Here is a 12,764-nt window from a genome sequence, read left to right as displayed (position 1 = left end):
CTTCCTATCGCTTGGAGAGCACGGTCAACTGGCCCTCGTTGATCGTCACTTGGTTGCCGCGCAGCAGGACCTCGGCGCCCGCGCCGGTCGCGATGACCACGGCTTCCTTGGTGATGCGGATGTAGGCGCCGCCCTGGGCCTGGAGCAGGATTCCCTGGTCCGCGCCCGGCGGATCGCTCATCACGATCTTGTGCGCCCCGGGCGTCTGCACCACGACCGGCTTGACCTGCGAGTCCGGCTGGATGAGACGGCGCGCGTCCGGCGGCAGTTCGCTCTGCTCGCCGTACCAACACCCCGTCCACACGGGGAAACTGGGATCGCCCTGCTCGAACTCGACCCACACGCCCGTCCTCGGCGGCGGCACCACGAACTGCCCCGCCTCCGGCCCGGTGAACGGCAGACAGGGCAGCGCCCAGGTCGACGGCTCGTCGCCCAGGACGTCCGGGACCTCGACGGTGATGCGCCCGATGTGCAGCGGGTCGTTGTTGTCGATCACCCGGCCGCGGAACTTGCCGAGGTAGCGATTGCCGGTTGCCGCCATGCTGAACTGCTCCTGCTCTGTGGGGTGTTGCTGGGTGATGCGGGTGGAGTGCTGGTGGGTGTGCCGGGCGGTGCGAGGCCGTGCGTGCGGTGGTGGGTCAGGGCCTGACGTAGGCGCTGCGGGCTTCGAGGCCCTCCCGGGAGAGGGTGAAGTTCTGTTGGTACGAGCCCGGACGCAGGGTGTGCGTGACGGATTTGACGTAGTAGTCGCCGTCGTAGGCCCGTCCGGCGCCGCGCACGCCGACCAGTTGGCGGGGTGCGAGGAGGTAGCCGTGCCGGTTGACGTCGAGCGAGCCGGAGCCCGAGATGACGTCGGCGGACACGGCGGCCCTGGCGAGGAGTTCGGCCTCGGCCTGCTCGCGCTGCTGCTTGGCGGTGCCGGACAGCGTCCTGCGCTTGAGCGCGGGCGTGGGCCGCTTGCCGAGGGGCGGTCGCAGCGGGCTGATCGGCGGCTGCGGGAGGAGGGTGGACTGCCGGGTGCCGGGGTCCTGCCAGCGGGCCTGCGGTTCCTCCCGCGCCGTGCCGTCGTACGCGAACGTCAGCTGGTCGACGGTGGAGTTGTTGTCCATGTTGACGTTGAGGGCGTGCTGGCGGATGCCGAGCCTGACCTCGGGGCCCCAACGGGCGGACGACTGGCCCGGGTTGGGGCCCGGCTCCAGATAGAAGGTGTAGCCGTTGGCGCGGGCCAGCTCGTTGACGTACTGGAGGTCGGTGCCCGTCTGGTAGTGGACGCGGAGGTCCTGGTGCGGGGGCTGGGAGACCTTCTCCGTGTAGACGTCCGGCCGGATGCCGTAGTCGGAGTACCGGCGCAGGATGGCCAGGACACGCTCGGACGGCGGCAGGTTGGGGTAGCGGTCGGTCCGCTCCTCCAGGTCCATGAGCAGGGAGAGGTCCTCGCCGGTGACGGTGAGCGTGGAGTGGCCCGGCTGGTTGCTGGCGCCGACCTCCTGCCGCACGATCAGCCCGTCGAGGAGCACCTCGGGCGTGCCCTTCACACTCACGGAGACGATGACGCGGGTCTTCGGGTCGAAGAACCCCTCCGGGAGCAGGGTGCGGTTGATCAGCCCGTTCTTGGTGAGGTCGAAGGCGAGCTGGAAGCCGCTGCGGTCGCCGGCGGTGGCGGTGATCTGGGCGGAGAGCAGGGCTTCCGTGACCTCCGCGGGGACGGGCCGGGTGAGCTTCGGTCCCATCTGGAGGGTGATGTGTACGGGGCCCCGGCCCACGGGGAGTTCAGACACGCCGGTCTCCCCGGTCCGCCCGCGGGAAGCCGCCGGCGAGGGGCACCTCGATGACGTTGCCCGCCTCGTCGGTCAACTCCCGTGGGTCGAGTACGGGGTTGGCGTCGGCGATCTGCCACCACTGGGCGGGGTCACCGAAGTAGCGCTGCCCAAGGAGGTCGGGCCGCTCGCCGCTGCTGACGGTATGGCTCTGGGTTTCGTCCCCGATCCCGGTCCCGGTCCCGCTTCCGATCCCGCTCTCGGGGAGGGGTGGGAGCAACCGGCGCTTGGTGTACCGGACTTCGGTGCCGTCGGGCTGTCGGTGGATCCCGATCTCGGCGTCGTGGTAGCGGCTGGTGCGGGGGTAGGGGTGGGCGCCCGGGATCGCGTCCAGGGCGTTCTCGTAAGGCTCGATGTCGGCCATGACCGCTGCTCAGCCCCTTCCGCTCAGTGTTGCCGTGCCGCCGATGTCCCCGCCGGTGAGGCCGAGTCCGCCGAGGCTGCCGCGGCGGGCGGCTGCCGCGAGACGTTCCTTCTGCGCGAGGTGGGCCATGTAGAGGTCGGCGCCTCGGTGTCCGGCGGGGAGGTCGCTCACGGTGAGCACCTTCAGGCCGATGCCGAGGGAGGCCCGGATCGGGTTGAGGTTGACGTCGAAGGCGGACTCGTTGATGGACAGCTCGGTCAGCCGTACGGGCATGACGCGCTTGCTGCCCCACGTGAACAGCGTCAACGGCATCTCGATCGGGCTGATCTCGATGGTCCCCTTCTGCGAGAGCCGCGAGGCGTCCCGTATCTGCTGGGTCGTGGGCTGCACGAGCATTTCCAGCGTGGCGAGTTGCGGGTGAATGCCGTCGGGCGCGGCAACCTCGAACTGGTCGGTCGCGTCGATTTCGGCGGTGAACTTCCAGGTCTCCTGGGCGGGGCCCTTGAGCCGGAGCGCCTCGTTACGGTCTCCGGTCCCACTGCCGCCTCCGCCGGAGTCGCCACTGCCTCCCGCGGATTGGGGACTGAGGCTGCGTTCGAGGGTGTCCGGGTTGAACTGGAGCACGATGATGCGCTGCGGCGTGCCACGGTCGGGATCGACGACGACTATGCCGGAGCGGATGGGCTTGGGGATGTCGGCGTAGCGGGTCATTCACCTCTCCTTGCTCGGGGCTCTGGTACTGACCTTCAGATGTCGATGCCACCACCCGCCAAGAGGTGGAGGGCCACAGCCCACCAGTCGTCAGCCCTCTCGAAGGAGAACTGATCGATACTCCTGAGGTGAGCCGACAACTCCTGGAGCGATTCCTCCCTCACCGATGGATCGCCGGCCACACGCCTCGCGTGCTCATCGATGCGATAGATGAATTCAATGAAGTCACCAAGGGAATTGTTCACGATCTCACCGTGCGAGTCGTCGCCACGCAGAACGGCCAGCGTGATAAAACCCTCGTTCACATCGAGCGAGAATCGCATCTCAGGGTCTCCGGGAGGCCCACCGACAACGAGTTCCCTCTGCTCTCCTTCGGACGTTGTGAAGTCGATTACCTCCAGGAAATCCGGCCCACCTTCGACTTGAGTGGTGAAGAACGGAGGAGCATGACGCGGCAGCCCGACGTGCACAAGGAAATCAGAATCGGCAGGGGAAAGCCCAAACCTGTCGGCGTCCTCGGGAGTCGCGGTGTAGACGTTCTCCCTTCCGTAGAGCCGGACCAAGTCTTCATGTGTAGCCAATTCTTTTCCGTTCATTTCGACGCGGAGTGCTTCATCTACCACTCCACGGATATGTTGATGAGGCTTCCATTCGGGGAGTCCTTCACCTCTAGGTAAAGTTTCGACCCCATATCCTGATTGGTGTGCGAATCGAGAAGATAGAAGTTCTTGTAGGTGTCGATTCCTCCCAACTGCAGGTCGATCACATGGTCGACATCCATTTCCTTGAGCCGCGCCTCAACATTCTTCTTGAAATCCTTGTCGGCGAGGTCACGAGTCGCCCGGGTTCTGACGAGCGTCTTGAAGTCCCTTGTCAGATCGCCGATCCGGCGGGCGTCGTCGCGTGCTTCCTCATGCTCTTGAGGCGTTCCAGTAAATCGAATGCTGTCATATCGCGGAGACGCGGGCTGCATATAAGCACGGTTATCACGACTGGCTCGCTTGATGGCCAAGGCTTTACGGGTGAACCCTATCCTGTCGTAGGTCGACAACCGCCTGATCGTGGCATCCCTCCGCGTGAGGGTGGGATCCGGATCGGCTCCCGGTTGCCCGGCACGCCGACGAGCCTTCTGCTCCTGGAACGATGCGTTGTCGCGGACTTTGCTGTAGGCGTTGCTGTACTCCTTCGTAGGCGGTTTCGGCGTCTCCTCTTCGTACTGCTGATTCTCGTCGGTCTCGTTCCGCCTCGGGCGTGCACCTTCGGTGATTTCGCTGCCGTCTTCTTCGTGCAGACCGTTCTGCACGTCCCGCTCTGCGGCTCGTATTCGCTGGAGCACCTTGTCGTTGAGGTTCCGCTGCTCCGATTCGTCCAACCGCTGGAGCATGATCCGCATTTTGCTGATGAACTGCTGCTCTGTCTCATCCCCCTTGAAGAGGATCCAGTCCTCGAAATCCCGAATACCCAGGGCATGCTCCAGGCGCTTCTGCCTTTCCGGGTCCTGGTCGAGCAGCGCCTGCAGTTTTGCACGTGTTGCCTGGGTTACGGATGCCGTGGGGTTGAGAGTCGCGATCACCGAGAAGTGACTCGACGGATCGGCCCGGAGATCGGTCAACCGATACCAGGATTTCCAAGCGGTCAGTGCCGCCTTGAAGGGGAACTGCTTCACGCCCTTGGCCGTCATGCGGTCGATGCGCGGGCGCAAGCGGGCGACGATCTTCGCGAGACGCGCGTCCTTCGACTCCTTCGAGTCCTCGTCCTTCTTCTGCTTGTCCTTGTCCTGCCTGGACTTGGGCCTGCCCGGGCCGCTCTTGTCCGGACCGCGCCCACCGGGGCCCTTGATTCCCGGCCTGGGACGGGGTTTGCCGGGCGTGTCCTTGCCGCTCTTCGGCTTGCCAGGAACGTCCTTGCCGTCCGTCTTCGGCTTGCCGTCCTTCTTCGGCTTGCCGGCCGGGTCCTTTCCGTCACCCTTTGGCCTGTTGGGGTCCTGGTCCTTGGGCTTGTCCGGCGTTTTGTCCTCGGCCTTGGGCTTGGAGTCCGCGCCCTCCTTGGGCTTGCCCGGGGCGTCGCCCTTCGCGCGAGGGCGCGTATCCGGTTCGGGCTTCGGCTTCGGTTGGGGGGTCGGTTGTGGCTTGGGCTTCTGGGACGAGGTCGGGCGGGTGTCCGGCTTGTCGTCTTCCTTGTCCTTCGGGCGGCCGTTCGTGTCGTTGCCCGTTGGCTTCCTGCCGTCGGCCGGGGCCTTCGGCGTGCCGGAGCCGTCCTTGGTGCCGTCCTTGGTGCCGTCCTTCGCCGGACCGGACGTCGTGGGCCTCTTCGGGGCCGAGGGCGTGGGCCTCTTCGGGTCTGGCGTGCCGCCGGGCCTCGGACTCGTGGCCGTCGGGCGCGTGGCCGGTGTGCCGGAAGACGGCTTGGCCCCAGCGCCCGGCTGCGGCGCCTGGCCCTTCCTGTCGCCACCCCTGTCGTCGGAGCCCTGGCCCGCCGGTGACTTGCCGCCGCCCGTGCCCGGCTTCTCCTTGCCCAGGTTCATGGCCACGCCCTTGAGGCGGCGGCCGACCTTGGCCACGTACTTGCCGATGCCGCTCAACAGCGCCTCGTAGGCAAGTTCGAGGAGCGCGACGATGCCGGCCGCCACCGCCTTCGCGAACAGGATGCCCGCGCCGCCCTGGCGGACCGCCTTCAGCCAGGTGATGACCGCGCCCATCGCACGCAGGATCTCGCTGAGGGCTCCGATCGCCGTGCGGACCGCGTCGATGACCGCCATCACCCAGCCCGGGCCGGGGATCAGCTTCGCGATGACCTTCGTGATGACGATCTCGCCGATGATGAAGGGGAGCATAGGAACGACCGCGTCCCAGGTCTCCTTCAGGATCTTCTCAAGGGTGAAGCCGCCCTTGATCAGCTTGTCGAGGATCGCCTTCGGGACGCCGATGATCTCCTCGATCTTCGACTGGAACCACTGTTTGACGGCTGCTTGGACCTCACGGAACAAGTGGTTCTTCGCGCCGTCCACCGCCGAGTTCTTCGCGCCGCCCAGCCAGCCGCCCGGGTCGGAGAGGAAGTCGACGGCGATCATCATGAACTCGCCGAGCGCGCCCAGGAGTTTGGAGGCGTACTCCAGGACCGTTTTGACCGCGTCCACGACGGCCTTGATGACGTCCATGAGCATCTTCTTGAGGATGTTCAGGATGTCGCTGAGCACCTTCGCGATGGCGTTGAGCAGATCGGTGATGATCTGCTTCAGGCGTGCCGCGAGTTTCGTGACGAACGCGATCGCCGCGGCGATCAGGTCAGTGATGAACTTCCGGATGCGGTTGGCCAGTTCGACGATGGCCTTCACCATCGCCTTGGCGAACTCGATCAGGTCGTTGATCAGATTCTTGACCGCGTCGACAATGAACTTGCGGGCCTCGTTGATCCAGCGTTCGACGTTCTCCTTGAAGTTCTTGATGAAGTTGACGACCGCATCACGAGCCGCCCGGATGATCCGGACGATCGCGTTCTTGATCTCGATGACCTTCTGCTTGATCCAGTCGAAGGCCTTGGAGATCCAGTTGCCCGAGTCCTCGGCGGCGGTGTCGGTCTTGTTCTTGGCGTCCGACTCCGCCTGGGTGGCCTTGTCCTGGATCTTCTTGTCGCTGTCGGTCTTCTCCTTCGTGACGTCGTCGTCGGTCTTGTCTTCCCGCTCCTTGACGTCCTTGCGGACCTTGTCGTGCCGGTCCGTCTTCTTGGTGCCGAGCTTCTTGAGTTCCTCGTCCTGCTCCTTGCGCCAGTCGGTGCGCTGCCCGCCGACCTCGGCCTCGGCCTTCGCTCGCTCGCCCGTCTGCGTCGCGGTGTTCTTCCCGACCTCGCCGTCGACCTGCCGCTTGTGCTTCTGCTGGGAGTCGCGGAAGTCCCTGTCCTTGGTCTGGCGGCTCTCGGACACGCCCTTCTGGCCCTGGCTGAACGCCGCCTGGACCTGCGGGCCGCGGTCGTGTTCCGCCACCTCCGAGGCCGCCTCCGCGGGCACGGCACCGGTCGACGCGCCACCGCCGGGCCCACCGCCGCCCTTACCGCCCTCTTGGCCGGGAACCTTCCCCTGCAACTGCTCCTTGGGCGCGTCGGGGTAGACCTGGTTCTCGCCCATCGGGCGCCCGGCGTCGTCGCGCCCCGTCGCGACGGTCTCCTGGCCCAAGGCGTCGACCGCCTGCCCCTGCTCGCCCGCCTTGCTCTCGGCGGCGCCCTTCATCTCCACGCCCGGCGCGTTGCCCGCCTGGGCCTCCTTGAGGGCGTCGTCCTTGGTCGGCAGCCCGGCGAACTTCGCGGCCAGTTCCTGCGGGTCCACCACGGGTTCGTCGGCGCCGAAAAGGCTCGCGACCCCGTTCACGAGTTTGCCGCCGACGAAGCCCAGGCCCATCATGAAGGTGTCCCAGCCGCCGGGCTCTTCCGCCTTCTCCGCCTCGATCTGGCCCTCGGGCTTCTTCTCGCCCTTGGCCTCGGCCTTCTCCTGCTCCGGCGCATCGGATTTCTTCGCCGGGTCCTGCGAGTACTGCGCCGGGGCGTCGGCCTTCGGCTTGCCCTCCAGAGTCTGGGGTGCCCCGGCCGGCCGCTCCATCGAAGGGGGCGCGGAGGCGAGTTGCTTGTGCTCGTCGCCGACCGTGCGGTCCACGGCGCCGCCGACCCCGCCCATGGCCTGAAGTGCCTTGTGCGGCTTGAGCTTTGCGGCCGTGCTCAGGCCCGCTTCCGGGGAGACCTGGGAGAGGTTCGGGGCAGGGCCCGAGTCCTTCTTGCCCTTGCCCTTGGCCGAGGGCTTGCCGACCCTGCCTCCGCCGCCCCCGCCGCGCGGTGCCTTCGGTGCGGGAGCCGCCTTGGAGGCTGCGGCCTCGGGCGCCCGCTCCTCCTTCGCAGCGGACGTGCGCTCCGGCGCCGGAGCCTCGGCCGCCTTCGGCGCGGGTGCGGACTCGTTGGACTCCGGAGCCTGCGAGCGCGGGGCCTCTTCCTGGGACGGGCGGTCAGTGTCGGACGAGGCACCGCTCTGCACGCCACTGGTCGAGCTGCCCGGCCTGTCGGCATTGGACCCGCCGGTGACGTGCGAGTCGCGCGACGGCGACGGTGTCTTCGCGTGGTCCGTCGGCTCGGTCCTGTCCGCAGGCGCGCTCTGGCCCGCCCCGCCCGACGCACCCGCGCCCTTGGGCTGCTCCCCCTTGCCGGCGGTCTCCGGCGCCGCGGCCTTGCCGGCGACCGCCTGCTGAGAGCCCTTCTCCTGCGCCGCCCCCGCCTTGTCGCCCGCGGCGGGAGTGCCCTTCTCCTCCTTTGCGGCAGGCTCCTTGGCCGCGCCGCCGGTCTCGGCCTTGCCACCCTCGGTCTTGCCGAGCGCCTCCTGCACCGTCGTCTGCGCCACGACCGGCCCGGCCTTCGGGTCGTCGCCGCTCTTGGGGTCCTTCGACGTCCGGCCCGGCCGGGACTCCGAGGCCCGTTCGGCATCGGGTCCGCCGAACCGGTCATCGCCCGGTCCGCCCTCCGTCTCCACCGACGGCTCGGACTCGGCGGACGCGTCGGTGCTGTCCTCGTCAGGTTCGGTCTCGGCCGCCTCGTCCTCCGCGTCCTCCACCTCCCGCTCCGCCTGCACCTTGTCGGCCTTGGTCACCGGGGGCGCGGGGAACGACGGCGCTTGGGCGGAGTTGGCGGAGGACGGGGCGAAGTTGTCCGCGGTGGGGATCCCGGACACATCGAGGTCCTGCTCCGGCAGGAAGTCGTCCGGCTGAAGCTTGACGTCCCAGGCGCTCTTCTCCTCGCCCCCGACCTCGACCTCCGACTCGCCGCCGGCGCCGAACGGGTCCTCGTCGGTCTTGTCCTCGGGGCCTTCGAGATCCTGGTTGCGTACGCCGTCGAGCCTGCTCGCCCTTCCCGGCAGCTGGGTGTCCTGGCCCGCCGCCCCGGGCGAACCCGAGGGCTTCTCCGAACCGCCCTTGTCCTCCTTCTTCAGCTGCTGGCCCGCGACGAACTGCTCGGCCGCGCCCGGACGGTTCTTGGCGGCGGACTCCTCCTTGGAGGCGGTCGGCGTCCCCTGCTGGTCGGTGCCTTCCTTACCGCTCTCCTCCTTCGCGGCGGCTTTCTTGTCCTGCTCCCCGCCAGCCTTCTCACTGCCCTGCGCCTTCGCACCGCCCTGCGCCTGCTTGCCGCCGTCCGCCTGCTGAGCGGCCGCCGCCGCACCCGTGGCCTTCTCGCCCTGGGGCGGGGACGACTGCTGCGCCGCCGAGTTCTCCGGCTGCCGCACCCCGGAAGGCGAAGCCTCACTACCGCCCCCGGCTTCGGTGCCCGGCCGCTGCTCCGCGTCCCCGACGGGCGGCTGCTCCCCCTGCCGGTCGCGCGGCGCACCCGCACCCTGCGGCGTCGTGCCGTCGTGCGCGGTGCCGCCGTTCTGCGGGGTGCTGCCGGGAACGGTCTCCTGCTCGGCCTGGTCCTTCTCCGGAACGGGCGCCGGGGCGGGCCGCTGTTCGCGGACCTGCTCCTCGTCCGCGGAGCGCTGCTCGCTCTCCCGCTCGACCCGCAGTTCCTCGACCGCGTCCGGCTCGACGGCCGGGGCGTCGTACGAGTCCGTCTCCTCCGGAAGATCCCCGTCGGCCTCGATCTCCTCGACCAGGTCGAGCACCCGGTCGTGCTCGGAGCCGAGCAACCGGTCCTCCAGACGGTCGAGGACACCGTCCAGCAACTCCTCCGGCAGCCGCGCGAGTTGCCTGCGCGTGCGCTTCGAGCGGTCCTCCGGGTCGCCGCGCAGCGAGCGCACGACCGAGTTCGTCAGCCGGTCGACGAGAGTGGCGGGGTCGATCTGCTCCAGCCGGTTCCGGTCGGCGTCGACAGTGGCGTACCGCAGCCAGCCGGGCGTGGCCTGGCCCTCCTCCACCCGGGAAGCGGCTTCCCGCGGAACGGCTTCCTGCGCGGCGGCAGGACGTACGAGGTCTTGGGCGAGGTCCTGGGCGGCCGACTCCGCCTCGCGCTCGATGGCCTGCTGCGGCAGGCTCACCGCACCCAGGTCGCGCCCGGCGCGCAACGCGCCGAGGCCGTCCGGGTTCTGCACGGTGTGCAACAGCTCGTGGGCAAGCAGGCGTTGGCCATCCGCCGTACCGGGACGGTAGGCGCCCTCACGGAAGAAGATGTCCTGGCCGACCGCGACCGCGTCCGCGCCCAGCAACTCGGTCAACTGTCCGGCGTCCCGCCCGGTGTGCAGCCGTACGCGGCTGAGGTCGTGACCGAGCTGCTCCTCCAACTCCCTGCGTACGCCGACGTCGAGAGGCTGTCCGGCGCCGCTGACGACGTCCTTCGGCTCGGGTGTACGGGCCTTGGCGGCGCGCTCCTTGCGCTTGCGGCGACGCTGTTCGGCAGCCTGTTCCGAACGACCGTCCTGGGTCTGGGAGTTGCCGCTCACGGCGTCACCTCCCCACGGCCGGAGAGCCCCGCGTGCACCGCGCGCGCCAACTCCTGGCCGAGCCGTCGCGCGGACAGCCCGACGGGCAGCGGCGGCAGCCCGGACAGCGCGTCCACACTCACCGCGCCGTCCGCGGCCAGCGGCACACCATGCTCGCGGACCAGGCGGCTCAGCTCGCGCTCGAACGCCTCGGACACCCGGTCTGGATCCACCTGGAATCCGTCGAGCACGAGCTCGCCGACGTTCACCCGGATCGCAGTCGGTCCCCTGCCGGCGTCCCCGCCCGCGCCCCAACCCGGATCCCTGTTCACGCCCCCGCTCACGCCCCTGCCCGCGTCGCTGTTCACACCCATCCGCGGACCTCCCCCGGCGTCAGGGAGCGCTCCAGCTTGAGGTACTCGGTGCGGGCCGCCGCGAGCATGTGCCGCATCTGGAGCCGGTCGCCCTCCTCGGCGGCGAGGAAGGCTCCGGACAGGGCGATGTTGCGGATCGAGCCGCCGGCGACGGTCAGTTGGGCGAGCAGCTCCGGCTCGATGCCCTTCGTCGGGGTCCGCGAGGGCAGCACCCGGCGCCAGATCTCGGCACGCTCGTGCTCGGCCGGGAACGGGAAGTCCACGACGAACCGGATCCGCCGCATGAACGCCGTGTCCAGGGCCTTCTTCATGTTGGTGGTGAGGATCGCGAGACCCCGGTAGGCCTCCATGCGCATCAGCAGATAGCTGACTTCGAGGTTGGCGTACCGGTCGTGGCTGTCCTTGACCTCGCTGCGCTTGCCGAACAGGGCGTCGGCCTCGTCGAAGAGGAGGAGGGCGCCACCGGCCTCGGCGGCGTCGAAGACCTTCCGCAGGTTCTTCTCCGTCTCGCCGATGTACTTGCTGACCACCTGGGACAGGTCGATGATGAACAGATCGAGGCCGAGTTCCTTGGCCATGACCTCGGCGGCGAGGGTCTTGCCCGTGCCCGAGCCGCCCGCGAACAGCGCGGTGACGCCAAGGCCGCGGCGCAGGGTGGCGGCAAATCCCCACTCCTGGTGGACGGTTGCCCGCTGCCGCACGTGCGCGACGATCTCGCGCAGCACACTCGTCTGCCGTTCGTGCAGCACGAGGTCGCCCCAGCCCGCCTCGGGCTCGATGCGACGGCCCAGCTCGTCCATGCCGATCCGGGCCTCGTTCAGCCCGGCCCGCCAGGCGAGTCGGCCCGCGTCCAGCTCGTCCTCGCCGGGCAGATCGCGGCGTACGGCGGCGGCAGCGGAACGTACGACATGGGGCGGCAGCTGGAACTGCGCGACCAGCGACCGCAGTTCGCTCTCGCCGATGTCGGCGACGTCCTCGAACGCGCCTGCCCAGAGGTCGAGTTGCTCCTCGTCGTCCAGGTGCGGCACGGCCACCCGCTCGCCGTGCGGCCGGTCCGTCTGCCTCGGGTCGGGACTCGACACGACGACAGGGACGGCTGCCCCGGCGAGGAACGCGTCGGTGGCCGCGCGCTGGTCACGGTCGAGCTCGCCGGTCTCCACGAGCAGGGCGGCGGGCAGCAGGATCGCCTCGCGCTGCCACAGCCGGGCCAGCCGGTCGCGGTCGGCGGGGTCGGTGGGGATGTCCTCGGCGCTCATCGCGTACAGCCCGAGCCCGGAGCGTGCGGCAGCCGCGGCGGCGATGTCGGCCCGGCTGCGCAGATCGCCGCCGACCACCTCGACGAGAAGCGGCGCGTCCGGCCGGGCACCGGTCGTCCAGCCCGCGGCGACCCGGCTCGCGGCCAGGTCGTACGAGGGGGGCAGCTCGTCCGGAACCGGCGTGCGGCGCAACTGGCCGTGCAGGCGCGCGTCCAGGTAGGGCGAGCCGAGCAGGAAGTGCAGGATGCGCTCGTCGAGCCGCAGCCGGGACAGCGTCAGCCGCGAGTCGTCGTCCAGCTCGACGACCCGCCAGCGCCGCAGGGGCGCGACCGGGGTCAGCGCACTCCAGTGCGGTTCGGCGAGGGCGGCCAGCGCGAGCGAGAAGGTGGGGTACGCACGCTCCGGGTCACCGCTCGCGGCGGCACACCGGGCGGCGGTCGTGGCGTCCAACTCGTAGGCGGCGGTGAGGAGTACGAGGTCCCGCTCGAAGGCGGTGAGACCGAAGCAGGCGACGAGCGCGTCGAGGGGGCCCGTCGCCGGGCCCGCCGGATTCTGTACGGGGTGACCGGCGGAGCCGTCGCTTCCACCACTCCCGTCGCCACCGCCCTCGGACTCGGATGCCATGCCCATGCCCGTGCCCATGACCGTACCCGTACCCGAGCCGGAGCCCATGCCCGGCTTGGCCACGCGCGCCGCGTGGGCGTCGACGCGGGCCAGGACGCGCTGGATCTCCGCGGTCAGCGTCGGGCTGCCGCCCATCGCGTCGCCCATCGCATCGCCCGTCGCATCGCCCGTCGCATCGCCCGTCGCTTCGCCCGCGGCCGTCGCGTTCGCCGCGCCCGTGTCGTACGTCCCCATGTCCTC

General features: G+C 69.3%; 8 protein-coding genes. All 8 read right to left on the bottom strand.

The features are described 5' to 3' along the window. Positions 1–4: 4 nt before the first annotated feature. Entirely contained in the window at positions 5–541 is a 537-nt protein-coding gene (locus tag OHA11_RS38265) for a phage baseplate assembly protein V (RefSeq protein WP_266504239.1), read from the bottom strand. Between the two features lie 97 nt (positions 542–638). Then, positions 639–1,778 carry a hypothetical protein gene (locus tag OHA11_RS38260; RefSeq protein WP_266504237.1) on the bottom strand — a complete coding sequence of 380 codons (1,140 nt, stop codon included), beginning with the start codon at positions 1,776–1,778 and terminating at the stop codon, positions 639–641. Then, positions 1,771–2,181, bottom strand: coding sequence for a hypothetical protein (locus tag OHA11_RS38255; RefSeq protein WP_266504235.1), 411 nt, complete (start codon positions 2,179–2,181; stop codon positions 1,771–1,773). Before OHA11_RS38255 ends, OHA11_RS38260 begins: the two co-directional genes overlap by 8 nt. Positions 2,182–2,190: 9 nt before the next feature. Beyond that, positions 2,191–2,892, bottom strand: a complete 702-nt coding sequence (locus OHA11_RS38250) for a hypothetical protein (protein WP_266504234.1) — start codon at positions 2,890–2,892, stop codon at positions 2,191–2,193. A 35-nt stretch (positions 2,893–2,927) separates the two neighbouring features. After that, positions 2,928–3,455, bottom strand: a complete 528-nt coding sequence (locus tag OHA11_RS38245) for an SUKH-4 family immunity protein (protein WP_266504232.1) — start codon at positions 3,453–3,455, stop codon at positions 2,928–2,930. Positions 3,456–3,508: 53 nt separating this feature from the next. Continuing rightward, positions 3,509–10,291, bottom strand: a complete 6,783-nt coding sequence (locus tag OHA11_RS38240) for a DUF4157 domain-containing protein (protein ID WP_266504230.1) — start codon at positions 10,289–10,291, stop codon at positions 3,509–3,511. Continuing rightward, positions 10,288–10,644, bottom strand: a complete 357-nt coding sequence (locus OHA11_RS38235; RefSeq protein ID WP_266504229.1) for a hypothetical protein — start codon at positions 10,642–10,644, stop codon at positions 10,288–10,290. Before OHA11_RS38235 ends, OHA11_RS38240 begins: the two co-directional genes overlap by 4 nt. Beyond that, positions 10,635–12,671 carry an ATP-binding protein gene (locus tag OHA11_RS38230; RefSeq protein WP_266507743.1) on the bottom strand — a complete coding sequence of 679 codons (2,037 nt, stop codon included), beginning with the start codon at positions 12,669–12,671 and terminating at the stop codon, positions 10,635–10,637. The genes OHA11_RS38235 and OHA11_RS38230 overlap by 10 nt, the downstream gene beginning before the upstream one ends. Positions 12,672–12,764 lie beyond the last annotated feature (93 nt).

It is taken from the genome of Streptomyces sp. NBC_00878 (assembly GCF_026341515.1).
GTDB lineage: Bacteria > Actinomycetota > Actinomycetes > Streptomycetales > Streptomycetaceae > Streptomyces.
The sequence above is the reverse complement of the archived record's forward strand: the minus strand, read 5'-3'. Positions and strand labels throughout refer to the sequence as shown.